The organism is Rhizobium sp. 57MFTsu3.2, assembly GCF_012932765.1.
In the GTDB taxonomy this organism is placed as follows: domain Bacteria; phylum Pseudomonadota; class Alphaproteobacteria; order Rhizobiales; family Rhizobiaceae; genus Rhizobium; species Rhizobium altiplani.
Genome location: NZ_JDWI01000007.1, coordinates 198,183 through 222,698 on the forward strand (window position 1 = coordinate 198,183; position 24,516 = coordinate 222,698).

Below are 24,516 nucleotides of genomic sequence, written 5' to 3' on the forward strand. Positions count from 1 at the left end.
TCAATCTAACGTGAAAGGGTTCTAAGCGTCGGCCGTCACCTCTGCCGTGCCCGCCAGCGGGTCCTCGTCGAAGCTAGCGGCGCGCTTTGGCTTCATGAGCGGCTCCGGTTTGACCGGCTGCGAGAAAAGCATGTCGCGGCCGGCCTGCAGTCCTTCGGTGACCTGGAGCACGAGGCGCGCCTCGTCGCGCTTGCGGATATCCTCGCCGATTTCATAGGCCTCCGCTTCGCCGACGCCCAAGGCCTCGAGCGTTCGCCGGCCGAAGAGCAGGCCTGACTCCAGCGTTTCGCGCAGTTCGTAGTCGACGTTGAGGTTGCGCAGCGCTATCGAGTGGATGCGGTCGTAGGAGCGCACGAAGAGCTTTGCGTGTGGATAATCCGCCTGCACCAGTTCGACGATCTTGTCGGTGATCTCGCGCTTCTGCGTGCAAACAACAACGATCTTCGCCCGGTCGATGCCGGCGGCCCTGAGCACGTCCTTTCGGGTGCCGTCGCCGAAGTAAATCCGGAAACCGAAAGAGGAAGCCTGCCGGATGCGATCGGCTGAAAAGTCGATGACGGTCACGGCGCGCCCGCCGGCGAGCAGAATCTGGGCGGCGATCTGTCCGAAACGCGAAAAGCCGACCATCAGCACATCCGCGCCGGCACCTTCGAAATCCTCGTCCAGTTGTTCTTCCTGATTGCCCGACAGCAGCCGCTTGGCGAGCATCGTTCCGATCGGCGTGAGGGCCATCGACAGGGTGACGATCGCAATCAGCAGCGAGGCGGTACTCGTCGGCATCAGGCCGGAAACGGCAGCGGCCGAAAACAGGACAAAGCCGAATTCGCCGCCCTGCGGCAGCAGAAAAGCGATCCTGATAGCGTCGTCATGCGGCGAGCCGGTTGCGCGGCAGAGAACGTAGATCACCAAGGCCTTCGCTGCCATGACAACAGGCACGGCGACGATGATGAAGAGTGCGTTGTCTCTGAGTACCTCGAGCTGGATCGAAAGCCCGACGGCGATGAAGAAGATAGCGAGCAACACGCCGCGGAAGGGCTCGATGTCCGCTTCCAGCTCGTGGCGATAGGAGGATTCGGCCAGCATCACGCCAGAAAGGAAGGCGCCCATGGCCATCGACAGTCCGGCAAGCTGCATCAGGCTCGCCGATCCCATCACCACGAAGAGGGCGGCGGCGATCATCGTCTCGCGGGCCCCGGTGCGGGCGATGATCTGAAAGAGCGGTGTCAGCAAGTAGCGTCCCATGACGATCATCGCGCCGACAGCACCAATGGCGATCGCGAAGTCCAGCAGGGGCGTTCCGCTGCCCTTGCCGCCGTTGAGAATACTGATCAGGGCCAACAGCGGCACGATCGCAAGGTCCTGAAACAGCAGCATCGAGAACGAGCGCTGCCCGTAGCGCGTATTCACGTCGCCTTCATCCTCGAGGATCTGCATCGCGAAGGCGGTGGAGGAGAGAGCAAGCCCGAAACCCGCAACGATGCTGCCACGCCAGTCGAGAACGCCGGAAAGGCCGCTCAACAGCGTCAGCAGTAGACCGGTCGCCACCACCTGCGCGGTTCCGAGCCCGAAGATGTCACGCCGCATTTGCCAGAGGCGCGAAGGCTTCAGCTCAAGCCCGATGATGAACAGGAGGAAGACGACGCCGAGTTCGGCAACATCCAGGATCTTTTCGCCATCCGTCAATCCATGGAAGATCGGGCCGATGACGACGCCGGCAGCCAGGTAACCGAGCACCGTTCCGAGACCAAGGCGCTTGAAGATGGGCGCCGAAACCACGGCGCCGCCGAGGAGCAGGATCGTCTCGGCGAAGAGAGTGTTGGGCTCTGACATCAGGCGAGTTTCTTTCAATGCGGGGAGGCATACAAGCGGCGGGCAAAAGAATCGGCTCACGCGACCTTGATGCTTTTCGTAGTGCACAATAAATGGAACGCGAAGGAAAGGCCAAATCATGTCTTCAGAAATCGACTCCTCGACGCTTCTTTCCCGCGCAAGCCAATTGATCGACCTGGCAAAGAAGGCTGGCGCCGATGCCGCGGATGCGGTGGTCGTGCGCTCGCGATCGCAATCGGTCAGCGTGCGCCTCGGCAAGGTCGAGAGCACGGAATCGTCAGAAAGCGATGATTTCTCGCTGCGCGTCTTCATCGGTAAGCGCGTTGCCAGTGTCTCGGCAAATCCGGGCTTCGATCTTTCTGCTTTGGCCGAGCGGGCCGTGGCGATGGCCAAGGTGTCGCCGGAAGACCCGTTCGCCTGCCTGGCAGACGAGGACAGGCTTGCGAATTCCTATCCGGATCTCGAGCTCCTCGATACGACCGAGGTGTCGTCCGACCAACTCCGCGAAGCCGCCCTCGAGGCGGAAGCCGCGGCCCTTGCCGTCAATGGCGTGACCAATTCGTCCGGCGCCGGAGCCTCGGCCGGCATGGGTGGCCTTGTCCTTGTCACCTCCCAGGGTTTCCAGGGCAGCTACATGGCCTCGCGTTTCGGCCGATCCGTCAGCGTCATCGCCGGCGAAGGCACGGCGATGGAACGCGACTATGATTTCGACAGCCGCATCTATTTCGGCGAGCTGGATAATGCCGCCGAGATCGGCCGCCGGGCCGGCGAGCGCACGGTCAAGCGCATCAACCCGCGCCAGGTGGATACTGGCAAGGATATCACCGTCGTTTTTGATCCCCGTGTTGCTCGTGGCTTCGTCGGACATATTGCCGGGGCCATCAATGGCGCCTCCGTTGCACGCAAGACCAGTTTCCTGCGCGACAAGATGGGGCAACAGGTCTTGAAGGCGGGGCTCTCGATCTCCGACGATCCGCTGATCGTACGTGGCCCGTCGTCGCGCCCCTTCGATGGCGAGGGCGTATCCGGCGAACGACTTCTGATGATCGAGGACGGTGTTCTCAAGCACTGGTTCCTCTCCACCTCGACGGCCCGCGAGATCGGAATGGAAACCAACGGCCGCGGGGTGCGCGGCGGCAATTCGGTGACGCCATCCGCGACGAACCTCGCTCTCGAGCCGGGCGACATTTCACCCGAGGACCTGATCCGCGGTGTCGGTAACGGCTTCTATGTGACCGAGCTGATCGGCCATGGCGTCAACATGATCACCGGCGAATACAGCCGCGGCGCGACCGGCTTTTGGATCGAGAATGGCGAACTGACCTTTGCCGTGTCTGAAGTGACGATCGCTTCGAACCTCAAGGACATGTTCATGCGGGTTACGCCGGCAAACGACATCGACCGCAAGTTTGGTGTCGCCGCTCCGACGCTTGCGATCGAGGGAATGACGCTCGCCGGGCGCTGATGGATTGGATTGCCGAAATGACTGACGTGGACACAGCCCTCTGGCGGAGCGATCTGGAATTGATCGCAGATGCTGCCAGGCAGGCCGGCAAAGTCGCACTCGGCTATTTCAATCAAGCGCCTGAGGTCTGGTGGAAGAACGAGGGGCGATCGCCCGTCAGCGCCGCCGATTTCGCGGCCAACCGGACGCTTGAATCCATTCTCCGCGCAGCCCGGCCGGATTATGGCTGGCTTTCGGAAGAAACTGAAGACAGCGGCGATCGGCTCTCACGGGACACGCTGTTCATCATCGACCCGATCGACGGCACGCGGGCATTCCTGGCGGGAATGGATCTGTGGTGCGTGAGCGTCGCGGTCGTGCGCCACGGGCGACCTGTCGCCGGCGTTCTCTACGCTCCTGCTCTGGAAGAACTCTTCGAGGCGGTCGAAGGTGGCGTGGCCCTGAAGAACGGGCGGCCGATTACTGTATCGACAAAACCGCTCGATGCACCAGGGCGCTTTGCCATCGCGGAGGATGTGCTCAAGGCATTCCCGGAACCGTTCAAGCATCGCATCGAGCGCGTGAAGCACGTGCCGTCCCTTGCCTATCGCATTGCCATGGTTGCCGACGGTCAAATTGACGGCACTTTCATCAAGCACAATTCACATGATTGGGATCTCGCGGCCGCGGATCTCATACTCGAGCGCGCCGGAGGCCGGCTGGTTGATCTCCGCGGTGACGTGCCGCTCTATAACCGCATGCAGGTCAGCCATGGCGAACTCTGCGCCGCCGCTGGGCCGCGACTCGCCGATCTTATAACCGGGATCGGTGAACGACGAGGCAGTTGACGTTTCCGTCAAAATCCCTCAGATGAAGCGGCGGAGGAGAATAGAGCAGAAAGAGAAGAAAATGACGGAATCCGGCGGCAAAAAGCAGCTCTTGCATCTCGTATTCGGCGGCGAACTGGAAAGCTTGGACGATGTTCAGTTCAGGGACCTCAAGGATCTCGATATCGTCGGCATTTATCCGGACTATGCCACGGCATTGACGGCCTGGAAGTCAAAGGCGCAATCGACTGTGGATAATGCGCATATGCGCTACTTCATCGTCCACATGCACCGTTTGCTGGACCCGGAAAGCAAGTCTGCGCAGTAACCCTCCCCCGGGCGCGGCTCGCTAACAGCCGTGAGCCGACTGACTGCCTGACGCATTCTGAACAAACTGATCGGCCATTGCGGCCGCAACAATAATTGGGAATGGGTTGATGTCGATCATTTGTGATCGGAGATTTGGCAGATGAGCGGTCGCATGGCGCGGTTTGCGCTGGGCGCCTATCAGGCAACGGGAACGTTGCTGACGCCGTTCGTCGGAGGGTACCTCGCCTATCGGGCCGCGAAGGGCAAGGAAGACCGTGCGCGCCGTTTGGAGCGCTCGGGCTATGCCAGCGCCGACCGTCCGGCCGGACCGCTGGTCTGGTTCCATGCCGCAAGCGTCGGTGAAACCAACGCCGTCATTCCGCTGATCCGCGAAATTCGCCGCCGCGACATCCACGTCATTCTGACCACCGGAACCATCACGTCCGCCAAGCTGGCCGCTGAGCGCATCGGCAACGAAGCGATCCATCAGTACGTGCCGCTCGACCTCAAGCCCGCCGTCAGCCGTTTCCTTGAATATTGGCAGCCGGACTGCGTACTGATCGCTGAGTCCGAAATCTGGCCGGCGACCCTGATGGAACTTGGCCGCCGCCGCATCCCGCAGATCCTCGTCAACGCGCGCATGTCGGACCGCTCCTTCGCGCGATGGAGTCGGCGTCCGGCACTTGCGGAAGCCCTGTTCGAGAACCTGGCGCTTGTTATTGCGCAATCGGATGTCGATGCCGAGCGCTTCCGCGATCTCGGCGCGCGCCACGTCATGATGTCGGGCAATCTCAAGGTCGATACCGACGCCCCGCCTTACGATGCTGCGGTATTCGCCGACTACAAGAAGCAGCTCGGCGGCCGCAAGACCTGGGCAGCGATCTCCACCTTCGACGGTGAGGAAAAGGCCGCAGGCATCGTCCATCGGGCGCTGAAGGAGCGGGACGAGCAGTTGACGATCATCGTGCCGCGGCATCCGGAACGCGCCGACGACATCGAAGCCGAGCTCGTCAAGCTGGGTCTCAAGGTCGCCCGCCGCACGCGCGGTGATGCGTTGGCCCCTGATGTCGATATCTTCCTAGGCGATACGATCGGCGAAATGGGCCTCTACCTGCGCCTGACGGAGGTTGCTTTTGTCGGGCGCTCGCTGTTTGCCGAAGGTGGGCAAAATCCGCTGGAGCCGGCGATGCTCGGTTGCGCGGTGCTGTCGGGCAGCAACGTGCAGAACTTCCGCGAAGCCTATCAGAAGCTGGCGCGGCGCGGCAGCGCGCGCATGGTCCGCGATACGGAGATGCTTGCCAAGGGCGTCCACTATTTGCTCACCAACGACGGAGCGCGTCGCACCATGATCGAAGCCGGGATCGGCGCCGTGCAAGAAATGCGGGGCGCGTTGACGGCGACAGTGAAGGGCTTGGAGCCCTATATCAATCCGCTCACCGTGAAGGCGAGGCTGCTGCCGAAGGCGGCTTTGCAGCGCTGAGGGCAGGGCGGCTATGAAGGCAATCAAGGGAATACTTTTCGACAAGGACGGCACGCTTCTCGACTACGACGAGAGCTGGCTGCCGGTGAACCGCGAGCTAGCGCGCATCGCTTCGGAAGGCGATCCCGAACTCGCGGACCGGCTGCTTCTGGCTTGCGGCATGGATCCCGTCAGCGGCCACATCGTTCCCGACAGTCTGCTGGCGGCCGGCAACACGCGCCAGATTTCGGAGGGGCTCGTCGCGGCCGGCTCGATGCTCGACGTGATCGAGCTGACGATCAAGCTGGACGAGCTCTTTTCTCATGCCGCCGAGTTTTCCGTAGCAGTCACTGATCTGGCCGCCTTTTTCGGTCGGCTGCATGCACGCGGCTTTCGCCTCGGTGTCGCCTCGAGCGACAACGAGCGCTCGATCAGGCAAACCGCCCAGCGCTTTGGCTTTGCGCCCTTCATCGACTATGTGGCCGGATACGATAGTGGCTTCGGCACCAAGCCGGAACCGGGCATGGTGCTTGGTTTCTGCACGGCGACGGGCCTTGATCCCTCCGAGGTCGCCGTTGTCGGCGATAACAACCACGATCTGCACATGGGCCGCAACGCCAAGGTCGGCGTGACCGTGGCCGTACTGACTGGCACCGGATCGCGTGAAACGCTCGCTGCCGCATCCGATTACTGCCTGAACGACATCACCGAGCTTGAAGGCCTGCTGCCCGACCGTCAGCTTGCTTGATTGACCAAGGGCTTGCTTTTTCTTGAAATTTACCTTCTCTTTCCGCCCGGTCGAGGACACAGCCCGTCAGCATGACGCTCGGGGTCCGAAAGGCAGGGCGGGGAAAATGGTATCCGAAGCGCCACCCTTCTGGTGGTCGAAAGCCGATTGGCGTGCCTGGGCGCTCTATCCGATTTCCTTCCTGTATGGGCGTGCGGCCGGCTATCGGATGGCCAACGCCAAGCGTGCCTCGGTTCCCGTGCCCGTTATCTGCGTCGGCAATTTCACCGTCGGCGGCGCCGGCAAGACGCCGACGGCGCTGACGATCGCCCGCGCGGCAAAGGCAAAGGGGCTGAAGCCTGGTTTTCTGAGCCGTGGCTATGGCGGTTCCCTCGATGTCACGACTGTTGTCGATCCGGTTCATCACCGCGCCCTGGCTGTCGGGGACGAACCTCTGCTTCTCGCTCGAGAGGCGCTCACCGTGATTTCCCGCCGCCGTGTCGAAGGGGCCCAGCGCCTCGTCAAGGAAGGCGTGGACCTGATCATCATGGATGACGGTTTTCAGAGCTCTCGCCTGGCGATCGACTATGCGTTGCTCGTCATCGACGCCACGCGTGGCCTCGGCAATGGCCACATCGTTCCCGGTGGTCCTGTACGCGCGCCCATCCGTCAGCAGTTGCGCTACGCGACAGCCCTTTTGAAGGTTGGCGGGGGCGAAGCGGCCGACAATATCGTTCGGATCGCGGCGCGCGCCGCCAAACCCTATTTCACGGCTTCCCTGAAGGTGTGCGACAGCGCCGATCTTTCCGGCCGCAACGTGCTGGCCTTTGCCGGTATTGCCGATCCGTCGAAATTCTTCCGCACCGTCGAATCCGTCGGCGGGCATATCGCCGCTCGCCGCTCGTTCGGTGATCACGAGCATCTGACCGATGACGAGATCGACGACATTCTGACAACGGCAGAGAGCGACGGCCTTCAGATTGTCACGACGTCGAAGGATTTCGTCCGGCTCGCCGGCCATCATGGCAAAGCCGAGGAACTCGCGGCGAAATGCCGGGTGATTGAGGTGGAGATGGCCTTCGAGGATGCTCTGGCGCCAAGTCTCATCATCGATCGGGCCATCAATGCCTGCCGCGACCGGCGCTTGAAGGAAGGGCGGAAGGCCTAATCGGAAAATCTCGGGGTGCCGGTGTTCAGCGTCAGCGCTTCTGGTTCGGCAAAACGCCAGCGCGCTTGTCAGCCTCCAGCGAGGCTACGGCATCGGCGTAGGGCTCCTGGCGCGCGACGCTCCAATAGCGCAGCTCGTCGAGCGGGATCTGCTTGCCGGTAATTGCACATACGACGTAGGAGCCCGGCGACAGGATCTGAAAATCCGCATCGAGATAGCGTATCTGCGCTTCGCGGTTTCCATTTCCTTCGAACAAGTTCATGCGCTCCATTCCTTGCAGGCTGTCATACCCCTGCCATAACGCGCCGCAGCGGCCTTTTCCAGCTTTTTCAGCTACGGCCGAACAACCGTTCAATATCCGAGAGCTTGAGCTCGATATAGGTCGGTCGTCCGTGGTTGCACTGCCCTGAGCCGGGAGTAACTTCCATTTGACGGAGAAGGGCGTTCATTTCTTCGGGTCGCAGCCGTCGGCCCGAACGCACGGATCCGTGGCAGGCCATGGTCGCTGCAACATATTCCAGCTTGGCCGACAGGCCGGAGGCGGTATCCCATTCGGCGATCTCGTCCGCCAGCTGACGGATAAGTCCCGTGGCGTCCACCTCTCCCAGCATGGCAGGTGTCTCACGCACGGCGATCGCGCCGGAGCCGAAGCGCTCGATGGCCAGCCCCAGCTCGCCAAGCTCGGTGGCAAACTGCATAAGCCGATCGCAATCCTCTTCCGGCAGATCGACGATTTCGGGGATGAGGAGCACCTGCGAGGCGAGCCGTTTCGAATGCAGCGCCTTGCGCATCGCCTCGAATACTAGGCGCTCATGCGCGGCGTGCTGATCGACGATTACGAGGCCATCATCCGTCTGCGCCACGATATAATTTTCGTGAATCTGCGCCCGGGCGGCACCCAGCGGATAGCGCTGTGGCGGCTCTTCCGGCGCAACCGGCATTCTTGGGGTAGGGGCGATGTCGCTGCGGGCCGTCGGCGTCGCAAGGCCGTCGAAGGAGGCCTGCGGCCGTTCGCCGAAGCTGCCGTTTGCAGCCTGGTGGAATGGACGCGATGGCGAGGTCGCCGCCGACCAAGGCTGTTGGGGCCGTTGGGCGCCAGGCTGGAAACCGGGCCGGAAGGAGCGCAGCATGCCGTCTGCACCCGTTGTGGCTGCCCGGCTGCCGTCACGCGCCAGCGCCTCGCGCACGGCGCCGACGATCAGGCCGCGCACCAGTTGCGGGTCGCGAAAGCGCACATCCGATTTGGCCGGGTGCACGTTGACGTCGACAAGGGCCGGATCGAGCCTGATCGACAGTACTGCGACCGGATAACGCCCGGCTGGGATGGTCTCGGCATAGGCGCCGCGGATCGCCGACAGGATCAGCTTGTCCTGCACCGGGCGTCCGTTGACGAAGGCATATTGGTGGGCCGAGTTTCCGCGATTGAAGGTCGGCACGCCGGTAAAGCCTGTCAGAGATATGCCCTCCCGCTCCGCATCGATCTCGATCGCATTGTCGCGAAAATCCTTGCCAAGGATCTGCGCCATCCGCGCCAGATGATCGTCACCCGTCGCCGGCAACTCCAGCGTCGTTCGATCAGTCCCCGAGAGCACGAAGCGCACCCCGGGGAAGGCAATCGCCATGCGCTTGACGACCTCGGTGATCGCCGCAGCCTCGGCCTTTTCCGTCTTGAGGAATTTCAGGCGGGCCGGCGTCGCGAAGAAGAGATCGCGAACTTCGACGATCGTGCCCGGATTGCCGGGTGAGGGGCGAAGATGTGTAATTCTCCCGCCCTCGACGGCGATTTCGTTGCCGCCCGCGCTGTCCCGGCGGCGGCTCGAAATGCTGAGCCTGGCTACCGAGCCAATCGATGGCAGCGCTTCGCCGCGAAAACCCAGCGTGCGGATATCGTCCAGCGTATGTGAGATCTTCGAGGTGCAGTGGCGTCGTACGGCAAGCTCCAGATCCGCAACATCCATGCCAGACCCGTTGTCCGAAACCCGCAGCAGGCTCTTGCCGCCGCCCGACGTCGCAACCTCAATGCGCGTCGCGCCTGCGTCGAGGGCGTTTTCGATCAACTCCTTAGCGGCGCTCGCGGGCCGCTCGATGACTTCACCGGCGGCGATTTGATTGATGAGGGTCTCTGAAAGCTGTCTGATGGCCATGCGCCTATTCTCTTGGATTCGCGGGTCCGAGGGAAGGGCGAAAGCGCCACCGCCTTTCCGTTCTGCACGCCCTAATTCCGGCTGCTTAATATTAAGCGCGCCTTAAGACAAAGGTGCCATTTTGCAACTTATTCCGAGGACTGGGTTTAAATCGGACAGATGTGGGACGCGTAGGAATGAGTGCCGGCTTCGAACAAGCGGACACATCATCTGTAAGCAGCGAAATGCCGGCTGAATCAAGCCTGCAGACGGTGCTGTTTGACGCGGTATGCGAGAGCTTGGGCGCCGCATTCATCGTCTATGACAAGACCGACCACATGGTCTTTGCGAGCCGCCAGGTTCTCGATTTCTTTCCGATATCGGCGGCGATGCTGAAGCCGGGGAGGCGGTTGCGGGACTTCCTGGGCGCCATCTACGACACCGGCATCCGCACGCAGTCGGCCAGAAACCAAGGTGCGATGAGCCGTGAGGATTGGCTGTCCCAGAAGATCGCCTCGCACTGGCGCGAGCGCTTCGAGGCCGTCGAGCGGCATGGTGCGGATCGGTGGATCAGGTTTGGCAAGCGGCGCCTTGCGAGCGGCTACGGCGTCTGCGTCATCCAGGACATTTCCGAGAACAAGAAGCGCGAGGAACAGTGGCGCTCCGATCTCGAGCGTGTGCAGCTCACGGAGGATATCCTCGACAACCTGCCGTTCCCGCTCTTCGTCAAGGACCGCAATCTGAATTACGTCGCCGTCAACATCGCCTTCTGCGACAAGTATCAGACGACGGTCGATGAAGTGCTTGGCCGCAAGAGCAGCGACCTGTTCTCCGCGGATGTCGCCCAGCGTTTCGAGGAAAGCGACCGTCATGTTCTGGAGACGGGCGAAATGTCGATTTCCCGTCAGCGGCAGGTCTCCCGCGACGGCGTCGAACGCGACATCGTCACGCGCAAGCACCGGATCGGCAAGCCGGGGCGCTATTTTCTTGTCTCGACCATGCAGGATCTGCCGCGCGACGGCGACGATCTAGAAGAGTTCCGGTTCGCATCGACGGTCACGACGTCAAGCAAGAATTCCTATCGGCGCGCCTATGTTCCGATGAGCGGAAACGGCGAACGGCGCGAGCCGGCGGCAATGGAGGCGATCGTCCCGGAGAACTTCTCCGGTCGCAAGATCCTCGTCGTGACATCGGATGTCGTGGCAGAAGGCGCGGCCCTGCGGACCCTCGCCAAATACGGTTTCGAGGCCTGCTCGGTTCGCGGCGAGGACGAGGAGGAACAGTTCCTGGAAATCGCGAGCTCGTCCGGCATCGTGCTCGACCTGCTCGTGATCGACAACCAGCTCGGCATGCGCTGCCTCGAGCTCGCCGAGCAATACGGCATCCCGGCACTGGCGATGGACGGCTTCCAGCTCGCCAATGAGCTCACCTTCCAGATCGCCCGTCATTTCAACCGCAGCAACCGCGGCCAGATGGCCGAAGGCATTGACACCGACTGGGAAATCACTGCCGTGGAGGAGGCGAACACGCTCGACGTGCTCGTTGCCGAAGATAACGACATCAACCAGATCGTTTTCTCGCAGATTCTCGAAGGCCTCGGCTACCGTTACATGATCGCCCCAAGCGGCGACGAAGCCGTTCGCCTCTGGACAGAGCACCAGCCGAAAATCATCCTGATGGATATCTCTCTGCCGGGCTTCAACGGTTTCGAAGCGGCGCGGCTGATCCGCCAGACAGAGGAAGGCGGCAGTGCAAGAACGCCGATCATCGGTGTTCTGACGCAAGCCTTCGAGCGCGATCGAGCTGAGTGCGCAAAGGCTGGAATGGACGACGTAATTATGAAGCCGGTAAGCCCAGATATTCTTCAAGGGATCTTTCAACAGTACCTTGCCCAGGACATCAGACAGGCCAGCATGTGACGAACAAAGCTCGTCAACTCCCTAAATCTTGGGACAAAACACGGTTCCAACGTGACCGATCCACTATCGAATTCTTAAGACTTGCCCGCCATCCTTCCTGCCGTTGGTGCAGTCTGGGTCTGAATGATGATGTCGGCTGAAATGCCTCTGGTGCCCGTAAGTCAGAATGAACTTCAGACAATGGCCTATACCGACCCACTGACCGGGCTCGGCAACCGCTACCGCATGCGCGACCGGATTGCCCAGATCTCAGCCGAACGCGCGAGCGATCCAGCACCATTTACGATCGGCATCGCCAATCTCGATTCCTTCAAGCCGATCAACGATCTTTTTGGCTCATCGGCGGGAGACGAAATTCTCTGCCAGGTCGCCCATCGATTGAAGGCCTGCATTCCCGACGGTGCCCTCGTGACGCGTCATGACGGCGATGAATTTGCCTTTGTCCTGCCGCTGGTGTTCGAGCGGGCCAGCGCCGAGAAGTTCGGCCAGATGATACGCGAAGTCCTGTCGGCGCCGTACGATCTCGGCGACCGCAATGTGCGGCTGTCGGCATCCTTCGGCTTTTCGATCTATCCCTTCGCGGGCGAGGAATTCGACGAACTGCTGAAAAGCGCCGAAACCGCGCTCTACCGTTCAAAACGCCGCGGCCGTGGCCAGATCACCGTCTATTCCCGCGAGATCGCCCAGGAAATGAAGCGCGCGACGCAATTGGAACAGGCGCTGCGCAATGCCATCATCTCCGATGTGATCGACGTGCATTTCCAGCCGATCGTCGCACTTTCCAATAACCAGGTCGTGGGCTTTGAAGCTCTGGCGCGATGGAACGATCCTGATCTTGGCTTTGTATCACCGGGCGTTTTCGTCCCGCTGGCGGAGGAGCGCGGCTTCATTGATGCGCTGTCCGAGGCGCTCCTGCGCAAGGCGGCCGAGGCTGCCCTTTCCTGGCCGCGCGAACTTTTCCTCTCCTTCAATCTCTCCTCGGCGCAGTTGATGGATCCGGGGACGAGCAGCAGCATCCTGTCGATCCTCGGTCGTGTCGGCTTCGATCCGCACCGGCTCGAACTCGAAATCACCGAGACTGCGGTGATGGGCTCGGCCGACACGGCAAACCGGATCATTGCGGATCTCCGTCAGGCCGGCGTGCGCATTTCGCTGGATGACTTCGGGACGGGTCAATCGAGCCTCGGCCGCCTCCGCGACTTTATGTTCGACAAGATCAAGATCGATCGCGCCTTCGTGTCGCGCATCAATTCCGATCGCGCCTCGGAGCACATCATCAAGGCGATCCTAACCATGTGCGAGGGGCTCGACCTGGAAGTGGTCGCCGAAGGGATCGAGGACTATCTGGAAGCCGTCAAGCTGCGTTCGCTCGGCTGCGGTATGGGGCAGGGCTACCATTTCGGCAAGCCCGCTGACAGCATTGCCACGCTCCGGTTCTTGCACGAGAACTACTACGACACGTCTGATCGCGTCAGCGCCTGAAACTCCGATGGCGCCCTTTCGGACGCCACCGGTTACGCGGTACTCACTGCGCAGCATCTTACTTGTTCGTCGTTGAACCCGTGGCCGTGGTATCCGTTGTACCGCCAGGCGCAGGGGCCTTCTCGGCTGCAATCATCTGAAGCGTCTTGAACTGCGGAGCCGCCTTCAGCGTTTCTGCGGTCTCGGACGTGGTCAGCTTCACTGTGCCGTCCTGCGTGTTCTGAGCGACGGTGATCTTATCCATCGGAACGGCAACATCCTTTTCGCCGATTCCAAGGAAGCCGCCGACGCCGATGATCGCTGCGACCAGGCCGCCGTCCTCCTTCATGATCAGGTCGTTGACCTCACCGATGCTCTCGTTCTGGCCGGTGTAGACCGACTGGCCAATATAGGTGTTGGCACTGATCTGATCGGCGGCCTGCTCCGTTAGATATCCACCACTCGCCTGCGCGGTGTCAGCCGTTGCGGCCGGCGCCGGAGCCTGAGCGGCGTTGTCCATCGGTGCTGTGGCGTCCGGGACCTTCGGCGGAGCTGCCGGGTCGGCCGGTGCGGCCCGTGTTGCCGGAGCGCCTGGTGTTGCCGGCTGAGTCTGTGAGAATGCCGCCGGTGCAAAAGCCGTGGCAAACAGCGCGCTAGCGGCAACGGTCTTCAGGAGTTTGCTTGTCATTTTGAACCTACCTTTGCGTTCCTGAGGGATCTTTAGCCCGCTCCCGCCATGCTCGGCGTTTGCGGCCGGTTCCCTATTGAAATGAACGGGATTTCAATTGGTTCCCGAAAAAAATCGCGCAAAAATTGCTAATTCCACGGAACTTTTAGCTCATACGATGTATGGCCACGCGGGGTTCGGTCGACAAAAAAGGGCGCCAAATGGCGCCCCGTGAAGCCTGATTATGGTTCTTCACATCACGTAAACCGGGTCGAAAACGCCCTTCACCGTAACATCCAGTTCGAGCAGGGAACCCGCCTGCGGTTGCATCGAGCGGGCATGCTCATCGAGCCCCTCCCACGCCGTGGTGACGGCAAGGCGGTCACCGTTTGTCCCGATGAAGGCAGGGCATGACGGCTGTGCCGCCGGCACCTTGTAGCGTGCAATGCGCAGTCCATCAGGGCTGTAGCGATCGACGGTACCGGCACCCCAACGGGCATTCCAGATGTATCCGTCGGCATCCACCACCGAGCCGTCGATGCCACCCGGCTCATCCATCGTGTCCACAAGCACGATCGGCTCGCCTGTCGGGAGACCGGTCTGCGGATCGACCATCACACGCATCAGCCGGCTGATGCGTGTATCGGTGAAGTAGCCCATCGTTCCATCCGGCGAGAAGCAGATCGAATTCGGGATGCTGATGCCATCGAATATCTTGGTTACGCGACCGCCGGCGACGTGGTAGATGGCGCCTGCGCGGCTTTCCGCCCGCTTGCTCATCGTGCCGATCCAGAGCGAGCCGGAGGGGTGGGTGCGGCCGTCGTTCGAGCGGTTTTCCGGTTTGTCGCTTTCAAGAGCTGCATAGAAGGTCAGATTGCCGCTCTTGATATCGCGAATGAAAAGGCCTCGTTCGGTCGCAAGCAGCTGCCGCTCAGGATCGACCCGGGCGAGCACGCTCGCCATCATCGGCAGCGCATGCACCTTCTTCTCTTCCGTCGAAAGGTTCAGCTCGTGCAACTCCTTGCCGAGAATATTGAACCACCAGACCGTGTTGGTGTCCGGATCGTAGGTCGGCCCCTCACCAAGCACAGAGTTGGTGCTGCAGAGTGTCCTGCCCGCGAACTCATGAATTTCCGTCATATGCCTTAAGCTCCTACGGCTGCGTCATAGGCGTAAATGGTCGCCTTGGCACGCTCGGCAACCTCTGCGGCGGTCATTCCCGGCTTGTAGAGGCTGGTGCCGAGGCCGAAGGCATTTATGCCAGCCTTGGTGTAATCGGAGAAATTCTTGTCCGAAACACCACCAACGGCCGCAATCACGAGCTCCGGCGGCAGAATTGCGCGGATAGCGGTGATGCCCGACGGTCCGAGAACGCTGGCGGGGAAAAACTTCAACCCCGTTGCGCCGGCGCGGGCAGCCGCCAATGCCTCCGTCGGCGTGAAGACGCCCGGCATCGTCACCATACCGTAGTTGCGGGCGAGAATAATGACCTCGGGCTCGACGTTCGGCGTGACCAGCAGTTTGCCGCCTGCCGAATGGAGGCTGTCGACGGCCTCGGTCGTCAGCACGGTCCCGGCCCCGATGAGGCAATCGGCCGGCGCCATCTTTGCGGCAATCTCGATCGACTTGAACGGCTCGGGCGAGTTCAGCGGGATTTCGATGGCGGTCAGACCGTTTTCGATCAGTGCGCCGACCACGCCTTCGGTTTCTTCAGGCTTGATGCCACGTAGAATGGCAATCAGTGGACGCTTCATCGTAGGAAAGGGGATGCGGTTCATCGCTTTGGTACTTTCTCAGTTCGGCCAAATAGTTTTGGCGGCGGCAGCAAGGCCGCCACGGACGGCCGTGTCAGCATCAATGGTGTTGTAGGATAAAGATAATGCCTTGAAGGCCGCTTCATAAAGGCCCTGCAGCCGGCCGGCGGCGACGAGAGTGACGTCGACGCCCGTCCCCGCATCTGACATCGCGCCCGCGATTTCCAGGCCGATCAGGGTCCCGGATATCTTCGCCTGCGCGGCCGCAGCGGTCAGACCATGCAGCAACTGGCCCGAGCGCGCGGTAAAGAAGAGGTTGGTCGCCATCGCGGGTCGGTCATAGGCCGTTTTTACGGCGCTCCCGAAGGCTGCCTCGTCCGCCGGGCTCTGATCGGCACCGGCGATTGCATGCGACAGGATCGTGTGCTTGGAGATCGCGTCGAAAAGTTCGCCGGTCATGAAGCTGGAGAAACCGGAGACACGACCATTCTTGACATGCACCCATTTCGAATGCGTTCCGGGCATGCAGACCGCCTGCGACCCAGTGCTTTGCGGGCCAAGCGCACCGAGGAGCTGTGTTTCCTCGCCGCGCATGACATCTGGCCGCGCCGGATCCCTCTGTGCAAGTCCGGGCAGGATGCGGACGTCCCGGCTCTGGTCGGGGACGGATACGGCGCCGGTCAGGATCGAGGATAGCGATGCCGGGACATCGACATAGCCCGCTTCGACCCATCCCTGTTTCGCACCTGCCATGCCGCAGATGATGACCGGAAGATTTTCCGGCGCATTTACCTTGCCCAAGTGCGAGGCGAGAACCTCGGCAAATCCGGTCTTCGCTGCCGTCGTCATACCTTCATTGCCACGGCTTTCGGCCAGGACGCTGTCATCCTTGCCGATCAGCCAGAGCCGAAAACTGCTCGTTCCCCAATCCACCGCGACATAAGCGGGATCCGCCATCAGAAAATGCCTCCATCGACAATAAGAGATTGTGCGCTCATCGCTGCCGCGCAGCTAGACGCCAGAAACAGGCACGGACCGACGATCGCATCGGCGTGCAGAACCTTCTTGATGCATTGGCGCTGCACCGTTTGCGCAATGCCGTCCTCGGTCAGCCAAAGCTTCATCTGGCGATCCGTGACGATCATGCCGGGCAGAATGCAATTGACGCGGATGTTATCCGGTCCGAGCTTGCCGGCCAGGCTTTTCGTCAGCCCGATCACGCCGGCCTTCGCGGTCGTGTAGGCCGGGAATTCGGGCATGTTGAGGAGAAAGGCGATCGACGACATGTTGATCACCGCGCCGCCGCCAGCGGCACGCATCGAGGGCGCGACGGCTTGCGTGGTGAAGAAGACGTGCCGCAGGTTGGTCGCCTGGTTGTTGTCCCAATATTCCTCGGTCACCGTTTCGAAATCGTGCCGGTCGTCGCGGGCGGCATTGTTGACGAGCACGCTGATCGGACCGGAGTGAGCGACAACCTCGTCGACTGTTCTGCGGATGGCGGCGACATCGCGAAGGTCGGCCTTATGAAAGCGAACGGGATGCAAGGTGTCGCGCGACAGCCTCGCGACGAGGTCATGGCTTTCCGTTTCCGCGATGTCGATGAAGGAAACCTTGGCGCCTTGTCGGGCGAAGCCTTCGACAATCGCTGCCCCGATGCCTGATCCGCCTCCCGTGATCAGGACCGTGCGGTCCCTGAATTCCGGAAACTGCGCAACAATACCCGTCACTATTTCCTCCCGGCTTTCGGTTGTTCTATTATTTGGAACTTAATTTGACTATGTGGAATTATCCGACTACCCTGGCATTTCTGTCAAGGCGTTTGAGGCAACAATGAGTGCGGCAAAAGGGAGTGCGCCCGAGAGGCGCGACACGGGCACCCTCGGCAAGCTGATGGTCCTTCTCGACCTGGTGACCCACGCCGACGGTCCCATGCGCTTCACGGATATACTGGCAGTTGCCGATCAGCCGCGTGGTACGGTCCACCGCCAACTCAGCCATCTCGTGGAGGAGGGCCTGCTCGAGATCGATGCGGAGGGCAGATACTCGCCGGGCTTACGGCTTTTGGACTTCGCGTCTCGCAGTTGGGCGCGCAACGAGTTTCGTCTGGTTGCGGAGCCACATCTTAAGGCTCTCCAGAATTTGACTGGTGAAACGGTCCATCTCGGCGTGCTGCGCGGCACCTCGATCATCTACCTCGACAAGTTCGAAGGGCAGCAGCCCGTCAGAATGTATTCGCAGATTGGTAACGCCTCACCGGTCTATTGCACCGGCGTCGGCAAGGCGGCCCTTTCCATCCTGCCCAGAGAGCGGGTCAGGGCCTTGGTGGCGGACCTCTCCTTCCATCGGTTCACGGCAAACACCCATACGGCCGAGTCGCTTCTTGCTGAGATCGAGCAGATACGGGAGCAGGGCCATGCCTTCGACCGTGAGGAGCACGAGGTCGGGATTCGCTGTATTGCTGCGCCGATCTGGTCAGAAACTCAGTCGCTTGTTGGCGGCGTTTCCGTGACTGGTCCGGCTTACAGGCTCACTATGGAAAGGCTTTCGGAATGGGCGGCTCCGATCCAGCAGTCGGCTGAACGGATCATGGAGGCGATGCGCATCGGGCTTGGTCCGCGTCGCTGAACTGCTGACGGCCGGCTTGGCCTAAAGCACAATATTGAGATTTTCTGACGAATCGTCACAATTGATGCTCGTCAATCCCCCGCCTTGGGGTGTATGTGCTGGTAGATCGTCACCGGCGATACAAACTAGGGACGGCGCGGAGGCGTCGCCGCCCATCAGGCTTCCATCTTTTTTTGAGTTGAACAAGTAAATGACTTCATCGCAGCCAGGATCTTCCGTGGACGTACACGTTAGCGAGATCGCCGGACTGAAAACGCAGTTCGATATTTTCCGCTTCATGAAGAAGGTAACGGAAGCCTATCGGGCGCGGGCCTTTATGGTTTTCAATCTTCCTTCCGTGACAGCACGGGACCTGCAGAGCAGCACGGTCATCTCGAGCTGGCCGGTGGAACTTCTGGCTGCCTACGACCACGAGGGGCTTGTGGCCAATAGCCCGGTCATGAAGAGGCTTCGGACTTCGACAACGCCCTTCTTCAATGACGTGTCGCAAGCGAAACTGGATCGCCCCGACGGGAAGGCGGGCATCGTCAAGGCACTTTTCGAACGCTTTCGCATGATGCGTTGCGCCTATTTTCCAACCCACGAGCCCTCAGGCGGTCGTGGCGCCATTTCATTCTCAGGCGATCGCGAGGCATTCACCGCAGAAGAAATGCGCGAACTCCACTATATCTCCATCCACGTCTTCGACCGGTTGGCGGAGATCCGCAACCATGACAACTGCGTCACCGATACCTTGACCGATCGGGAGATCGATTGTCTGAACTGGACCGCGGCTGGCAAGACCAGTGTGGAGATTGCCGAAATCCTCACCCTGTCCGAGCATACGGTGAACCACTACCTGAACCGCGCGACAAAAAAGCTGGATACGGCAAACCGGACGCAGGCAGTCGCCAAGGCGCTGCGGATCGGTCTCATAAAGTAAGCGTTGCGCAAATTGTGGGCTTGCCAATCATTCGCGCCCAATTTCTCGCCAATTCCGACGACCCCGGCGCCATGCCGCGCCGGCATTGCTGGCGGTTTGCCAATTGGCATGTTTTCTGCTTGCTTACATTCAGCGGTCCAGAGGGGACCTGGCACGACGCCGGATAAACGGCGCGGCCTGCATACCGCCAGCCGATGCCACAGGCCCGACCTCGGGCGTAGGGCGTCGGCGGCGGTTGTTGCCTTTAGAACACGCCGCCGACGGCATCCCTCACGCTTGCTCTTCCCATGGGCATTTTGCGCTGGCCTTTTGTGACGCTTGCTCTAGTTCGCAAGGCTTAGCTCGCTATCCTGGAAGGCTGTTGTGACCATCAGGGCGAAAGCCCGGCGGACTTGGTGGACATAGTGGCCTTCCGGCGAGCCTCGTCTCCTCAAATGCGGTCCCGATCGCCGATTTTGTTTGGCGAAGAGGCGGCGCTCCTCTATCTAGAATGCCAAACACAGGCAGTGAGGATGGAATGACGGGCGTCACCAAGGAACAGGTTCTCGAAACGCTGAAGACCGTACGCGGCCCCGATCTCGAGCATGATATCGTCGAGCTCGGTATGGTGTCTGATGTCTTCATTTCCGACGGCAAAGTCTATTTTTCCATCACCGTTCCGGCCGATCAGGCTAAGGAGCTCGAGCCGCTTCGTCTGGCTGCCGAACGGGTCATCAAGGAAATGCCGGGCGTCAAGGGAGCGCTGGTTGCGCTGACGGCAGACAAGAAGGCCGGTTCCGGCTCGGCGCCGGTCTCGCGCCCGCAGCCGCAGGCCGGGCATGACCATCATGGCCCTGCGCACGCCCCGCAACAGCAGCCGCGCGCCGGCAAGCTCGGCGTTCCCGGTATCGGCGCGATCATCGCCGTCGCCTCCGGCAAGGGGGGCGTTGGAAAGTCCACGACGGCCGTCAATCTTGCGCTCGGCCTCCAGGCAAATGGCTTGCGTGTCGGCATTCTCGACGCCGATATCTACGGCCCCTCGATGCCCCGGCTGCTGAAGATTTCCGGCCGCCCCACCCAAATCGATGGGCGCATCATCAACCCGATGGAGAATTACGGGCTCAAGGTCATGTCGATGGGCTTCCTCGTCGATGAGGAGACCGCCATGATCTGGCGTGGCCCCATGGTGCAATCGGCATTGATGCAAATGCTGCGTGAGGTGGCCTGGGGCGAACTGGACGTGCTTGTCGTTGATATGCCGCCCGGCACCGGCGATGCGCAGTTGACGATGGCGCAGCAGGTGCCGCTGGCGGGCGCCGTCATCGTTTCGACGCCGCAGGATCTCGCCCTCGTCGATGCCCGCAAGGGCTTGAACATGTTCAAGAAGGTCGAGGTCCCCGTGCTCGGCATCGTCGAGAACATGAGCTATTTCATCGCGCCCGATACCGGTACCCGCTACGATATCTTTGGTCATGGCGGGGCTCGCAAGGAAGCCGAGCGCATCGGCGTTCCGTTCCTCGGTGAAGTACCGCTGACGATGAACATTCGTGAGACGTCCGACGCCGGCACGCCGCTTGTCGCGACGGAGCCGAACGGCATTGTTGCCGGCATCTATCGCGACATCGCGACCAAGGTCTGGCAGCAGCTCGGCGGGCAGCCGCAGCGGGCCGCACCGGAGATTGTTTTCGAGTGAAATGCTTCGCTGCCGCTAGACTCCCAATTGCGGAGGAAATGTGGTGAAACGGCGCAGTAAGCGTAAGATGTCTTGATTCTTTCGCAGCTTTCCGTCATATGGCGCGCCGTCGCCATGAGGCGGTGTTTTGCGAATGCTCGATGATGGCCACCCCGCCGGGGCGGTCAGCTGCATGGTCGGAGTTATCTTGGTCGAAGGATTGGTGACTGCGATGCGGTTGAGCACGTTGCATATCCTGGCGGTTGCCGGATGTGCCAGGAGTCGTATGAACTTTCTTCAATCGCTTTCATTAAGATCGGGAACTTGCACCCCGCGCGCTCTCGCAGGCGGCGCGCCGCGGAAGGGCTTTCGATGAAAACAGCGATGCGCGCAACAAGCCCGGATTGCCGGAGGCCCAACCGGTGATCACGGCCTACTGTTCCAATTGCAAGTCGGTTGACGTTGGCGACCTGTCGCGGGGTACGTTACGCGACGATGTGATGTGGATCGACCTGATCGAGCCTTCGCGCGAAGAGGAGCTTTTCGTTGAGAAAGCTCTCGGCATCGAGGTTCCGACGCGAGACGATCTCAAGGACATCGAGCCGTCAGCCCGTCTCTACGTCGAAAACGATGCCGTCTTCATGACCGCTTCCCTCGTCTGGAAAGCCGAGACAGATGCACCGACGCTGACCGACGTGGCATTCATCCTCGCCGGCAAGCGGTTGGTCACGATCCGCTACGCGCAGCCCAAATCCTTTGCGCTCTTCATTGCCGCGCTCCACCGCGTGCCGCAGCAATGGCGCAGCGGTGCCGCATTGCTGGCAAAGCTTTTCGAAACGATCATCGATCGCACTGCCGAGATACTGGAGCAGTCCGTTGCCCGCATCGACATCCTGTCGACGCATGTCTTCGGCGATCGCGCCAGGAAGGTGCGCAAGCCGTCGAACTATCTGGAAGAGAAGCTCCGGGACATTGCGGGCCATCATCGCATTGTGAGCAAGGTCAGGGACAGCCTCGCCTCGTTGTCCCGCCTCATGACCTTTTTCTTCACCATCCCGGCCGTTCAGCAGGATCGCGACACCAAGGAATTGTGCAAAACGGTCTCGCGCGACATCCAGTCGCTCAACGAGCATGCCTCCTTCATCGCCGGCAACATCACGTTCCTGCTCGACGCCTCGCTCGGCCTGATCAACATCGAGCAGAACTCGATCATCAAGATATTTTCGATCGCGTCCGTGGTGTTCTTGCCGCCGACGCTGGTCGCCTCCATCTACGGTATGAATTTCGAGTTTATGCCGGAACTGCACTATGCCCACGGATATCCGTTTTCGATTGGGCTAATGGTGCTGTCCGCCGTCATTCCCTTCTTCTTTTTCCGATGGAAAGGCTGGCTCTGAAGAGCCTGTTTTCATTTCATGCACGAAGGTAGCCATACACACGAACGACACATGAAGCCGCGCAAGCTGGCCTACCTTGCGCTCGGCTCCATCGGCGTCGTCTACGGCGATATCGGTACCAGCCCGCTGTACGCGTTCCGCGAAGCCCTGAAGCCCGTCATGGTCGACGGCCTCACCCGCTTCGAGGTGATCAGCCTCATCTCGCTGATGATCTGGACCCTGACCATTATCGTCACCATCAAGTACGTGCTCTTCCTGCTGCGTGCGGACAACGAAGGCGAAGGCGGCACGCTTTCCCTGCTGGCGTTGCTGATGAAGACGGCAAATGGACATACCGCGCTGCTGATGTTGCTTGGCCTGGTGGGCGCGGCGCTGTTCCTCGGCGACGCGATGATCACGCCGGCTCTCTCGGTGCTATCGGCTGTCGAAGGTCTGAAGCTCGTGGCTCCAACTCTGACGAGCTACATCGTACCGATCTCGGTCTTCATCCTGGCTCTGCTATTTGTCGTCCAGTCTCGAGGGACCGGGGCCGTCGCCCGCTTTTTCGGGCCGATCATGGCGCTCTGGTTCATCGTGATGGCGGCCGCCGGCATTTCTCACATCTCGGATGACTTTGGCATCCTTGCCGCTTTCAACCCTTACTATGCCGTTAGCTTCCTGCTGCATGAGGGGTTCTACGGCGTGGTCGTGCTTGGCGCGGTCTTCCTAAGCGTGACCGGTGCCGAAGCGCTTTATGCCGATCTCGGGCACTTTGGTCGCCGGCCGATCCAGTGGGCGTGGTTTGTGCTGGTTTTCCCGGCATTGACACTGAACTATCTGGGGCAGGGCGCTCTGGTGCTCGGCAATCCCGCGGCCGTGTCCGATCCGTTCTTCCTGGCCTTTCCGCAATGGGCGCTGCTGCCGGCCGTCATTCTCGCGACCGCGGCCACCATCATTGCCAGCCAGGCGGTCATCACCGGTGCCTTCTCGCTCGTCCGCCAGGGCATCAACCTCGGCTTCCTGCCACGCATGGAAATCCTCTTCACCTCGGAGACGAATACCGGGCAGATCTTCTTGCCCTCCGTTAATGCGTTGCTGTTCGTCGGCGTCATCTTCCTCGTCATCAGCTTCAAGACGTCGGACGCGCTGGCCATTGCCTACGGCATCTCGGTTACGGGCGCGATGGTCGTCACTTCGATCATGGCCTTCGAGTTCGTGCGCGCGCGATGGAACTGGTCGATTCCGGTCGCCACGTTGGCGCTTGCCCCGCTGCTCTGCCTGGAAATGATCTTCTTGGGTGCAAACCTGCTGAAGATCCACGACGGCGGTTACATTCCGATCCTGATGGCGACCGCCTTTACGATCCTCATGTGGACCTGGCGTCGCGGCACGGCCCTCCTGATGGAGAAGACGCGCCACACCGATATCCCGCTCGCCTCTTTTGTCAGCTCGATCGAGCGCAAGAGCGATCATTCGCCCGCCCAGGTACCCGGTACCGCGATCTTCCTGACGAGCGATCCGGAATCGGCGCCCGCGGCCTTGCTGCACAATCTGAAGCACAATCACGTTCTGCACGACAAGAACGTAATCCTCACGATCCGCACCATCAACAAGCCGCGCGTTGCGAGCGCCGATCGCTACAAGGTCGAGCAGATCTCGGAGCGGTTTTCGCGCGTCGAGCTCATGTTCGGCTTCATGGAGTCGCAGAACGTCTCGCAGGCCTTGGCGACGTTGCGCAAGACCGGCCTGAAGTTCGACATCATGTCGACCTCATTCTACCTCGGCCGCCGCAAGCTCGTTCCCGATGCTAAGTCCGGCATGCCTTATTGGCAGGACCGTCTTTACATCGCGCTTGCCAATGCCGCGGCCAATCCGTCGGACTATTTCCGCCTGCCGGCAAACCGCGTGGTGGAACTCGGCTCGCACGTCATTATCTAGAAGAGCAAATGCGCTTCTAAAAAGCCCGGCGATCCGCCGGGCTTATACATTGCGAGGCCGGTGCATCGGTTATGATGCACCGGCCTCGTTTGCCATTGAGGTGATTGCAACACCGCAGTGACGATGCGCAGAGCGGTTGGTCCTAGCGGGCCTGAACTTTCGTTCGTAAAAAAGCAGAACCCTTTGCGCATTTCGAGGCTTCGTCGAACCGTTGAGAGAGCTTCGCGCTCGCGTATAAGGGAGACATCGCCTCATGACCTATACTAGCCGCTTTATCGGCATCGACATATCGAAATCGTCCTTCGACATCTGCGTG

21 protein-coding genes are annotated in these 24,516 nt (G+C 60.9%); 13 read left to right on the top strand and 8 right to left on the bottom strand.

Features of this window, described 5'->3' with window-relative positions:
* Window positions 1-21: 21 nt before the first annotated feature.
* Window positions 22-1,830: a monovalent cation:proton antiporter-2 (CPA2) family protein gene (locus AF71_RS10680; RefSeq protein WP_169681300.1), complete on the bottom strand. Its 1,809-nt coding sequence runs from the start codon at window positions 1,828-1,830 to the stop codon at window positions 22-24.
* Window positions 1,831-1,948: 118 nt separating this feature from the next.
* Here AF71_RS10680 and AF71_RS10685 point away from each other — a divergent pair, with 118 nt between their 5' ends.
* The 6 genes from AF71_RS10685 (at window position 1,949) to lpxK (ending at window position 7,764) form a co-directional block, all read left to right on the top strand.
* Entirely contained in the window at window positions 1,949-3,295 is a 1,347-nt protein-coding gene (locus AF71_RS10685; protein ID WP_169681302.1) for a TldD/PmbA family protein, read from the top strand.
* Window positions 3,296-3,312: 17 nt separating this feature from the next.
* The gene (locus tag AF71_RS10690; protein WP_113470063.1) at window positions 3,313-4,122 is read left to right on the top strand and encodes a 3'(2'),5'-bisphosphate nucleotidase CysQ; all 810 of its coding nucleotides are present in this window, start codon (window positions 3,313-3,315) and stop codon (window positions 4,120-4,122) included.
* A gap of 61 nt (window positions 4,123-4,183) precedes the next feature.
* Window positions 4,184-4,429 (top strand): DUF4170 domain-containing protein, encoded by a 246-nt coding sequence (locus tag AF71_RS10695; protein WP_018856931.1) that lies wholly within the window; start codon window positions 4,184-4,186, stop codon window positions 4,427-4,429.
* A gap of 141 nt (window positions 4,430-4,570) precedes the next feature.
* A complete protein-coding gene (gene waaA, locus AF71_RS10700; RefSeq protein ID WP_018856932.1) occupies window positions 4,571-5,890 on the top strand; it encodes a lipid IV(A) 3-deoxy-D-manno-octulosonic acid transferase in 1,320 nt (439 codons plus the stop codon).
* Between the two features lie 13 nt (window positions 5,891-5,903).
* Window positions 5,904-6,617: an HAD family hydrolase gene (locus tag AF71_RS10705; RefSeq protein WP_018856933.1), complete on the top strand. Its 714-nt coding sequence runs from the start codon at window positions 5,904-5,906 to the stop codon at window positions 6,615-6,617.
* Between the two features lie 106 nt (window positions 6,618-6,723).
* The gene (lpxK, locus tag AF71_RS10710; RefSeq protein ID WP_169681304.1) at window positions 6,724-7,764 is read left to right on the top strand and encodes a tetraacyldisaccharide 4'-kinase; all 1,041 of its coding nucleotides are present in this window, start codon (window positions 6,724-6,726) and stop codon (window positions 7,762-7,764) included.
* A gap of 31 nt (window positions 7,765-7,795) precedes the next feature.
* On the opposite strand, the gene AF71_RS10715 is transcribed toward lpxK, so the two are convergent.
* Window positions 7,796-8,026, bottom strand: a complete 231-nt coding sequence (locus AF71_RS10715) for a DUF2093 domain-containing protein (protein ID WP_007530431.1) — start codon at window positions 8,024-8,026, stop codon at window positions 7,796-7,798.
* A gap of 67 nt (window positions 8,027-8,093) precedes the next feature.
* Window positions 8,094-9,908: a DNA mismatch repair endonuclease MutL gene (gene mutL, locus AF71_RS10720; RefSeq protein ID WP_169681306.1), complete on the bottom strand. Its 1,815-nt coding sequence runs from the start codon at window positions 9,906-9,908 to the stop codon at window positions 8,094-8,096.
* A gap of 176 nt (window positions 9,909-10,084) precedes the next feature.
* Between mutL and AF71_RS10725 the strand changes: the two genes are divergently transcribed.
* Together AF71_RS10725 and AF71_RS10730 are read left to right on the top strand one after the other, a co-directional pair.
* A complete protein-coding gene (locus tag AF71_RS10725; RefSeq protein WP_169681308.1) occupies window positions 10,085-11,806 on the top strand; it encodes a response regulator in 1,722 nt (573 codons plus the stop codon).
* A 123-nt stretch (window positions 11,807-11,929) separates the two neighbouring features.
* On the top strand, window positions 11,930-13,288 hold the full coding sequence (locus tag AF71_RS10730; RefSeq protein ID WP_025659431.1) for an EAL domain-containing protein: 1,359 nt from the start codon (window positions 11,930-11,932) through the stop codon (window positions 13,286-13,288).
* Between the two features lie 58 nt (window positions 13,289-13,346).
* Here the strand turns inward: AF71_RS10730 and AF71_RS10735 are convergent, their stop codons facing one another.
* The 5 genes from AF71_RS10735 to AF71_RS10755 all read right to left on the bottom strand — a co-directional run bounded on the left by AF71_RS10735 (window position 13,347) and on the right by AF71_RS10755 (window position 17,415).
* Window positions 13,347-13,955 carry a PRC-barrel domain-containing protein gene (locus tag AF71_RS10735; protein WP_169681310.1) on the bottom strand — a complete coding sequence of 203 codons (609 nt, stop codon included), beginning with the start codon at window positions 13,953-13,955 and terminating at the stop codon, window positions 13,347-13,349.
* 231 nt (window positions 13,956-14,186) lie between these two features.
* Window positions 14,187-15,074, bottom strand: coding sequence for an SMP-30/gluconolactonase/LRE family protein (locus AF71_RS10740; RefSeq protein WP_169681312.1), 888 nt, complete (start codon window positions 15,072-15,074; stop codon window positions 14,187-14,189).
* Between the two features lie 5 nt (window positions 15,075-15,079).
* Window positions 15,080-15,712: a 2-dehydro-3-deoxy-6-phosphogalactonate aldolase gene (locus AF71_RS10745; protein ID WP_018856940.1), complete on the bottom strand. Its 633-nt coding sequence runs from the start codon at window positions 15,710-15,712 to the stop codon at window positions 15,080-15,082.
* 15 nt (window positions 15,713-15,727) lie between these two features.
* A complete protein-coding gene (locus tag AF71_RS10750) occupies window positions 15,728-16,645 on the bottom strand; it encodes a 2-dehydro-3-deoxygalactonokinase (protein WP_169681314.1) in 918 nt (305 codons plus the stop codon).
* Window positions 16,645-17,415, bottom strand: a complete 771-nt coding sequence (locus AF71_RS10755; protein ID WP_018856942.1) for an SDR family oxidoreductase — start codon at window positions 17,413-17,415, stop codon at window positions 16,645-16,647. The genes AF71_RS10750 and AF71_RS10755 overlap by 1 nt, the downstream gene beginning before the upstream one ends.
* 103 nt (window positions 17,416-17,518) lie before the next feature.
* Between AF71_RS10755 and AF71_RS10760 the strand changes: the two genes are divergently transcribed.
* From AF71_RS10760 to AF71_RS10780, 5 genes are all read left to right on the top strand, one after another.
* Window positions 17,519-18,313: an IclR family transcriptional regulator gene (locus AF71_RS10760; RefSeq protein WP_018856943.1), complete on the top strand. Its 795-nt coding sequence runs from the start codon at window positions 17,519-17,521 to the stop codon at window positions 18,311-18,313.
* 190 nt (window positions 18,314-18,503) lie between these two features.
* Window positions 18,504-19,235 (top strand): LuxR family transcriptional regulator, encoded by a 732-nt coding sequence (locus AF71_RS10765; protein WP_018856944.1) that lies wholly within the window; start codon window positions 18,504-18,506, stop codon window positions 19,233-19,235.
* Between the two features lie 517 nt (window positions 19,236-19,752).
* Complete coding sequence (gene apbC, locus AF71_RS10770; protein ID WP_018856945.1) at window positions 19,753-20,907, top strand: iron-sulfur cluster carrier protein ApbC; 1,155 nt, start codon at window positions 19,753-19,755, stop codon at window positions 20,905-20,907.
* Between the two features lie 401 nt (window positions 20,908-21,308).
* Complete coding sequence (locus AF71_RS10775) at window positions 21,309-22,283, top strand: magnesium transporter CorA family protein (protein ID WP_025659424.1); 975 nt, start codon at window positions 21,309-21,311, stop codon at window positions 22,281-22,283.
* An 18-nt stretch (window positions 22,284-22,301) separates the two neighbouring features.
* On the top strand, window positions 22,302-24,200 hold the full coding sequence (locus AF71_RS10780) for a potassium transporter Kup (RefSeq protein ID WP_025659423.1): 1,899 nt from the start codon (window positions 22,302-22,304) through the stop codon (window positions 24,198-24,200).
* Window positions 24,201-24,516 lie beyond the last annotated feature (316 nt).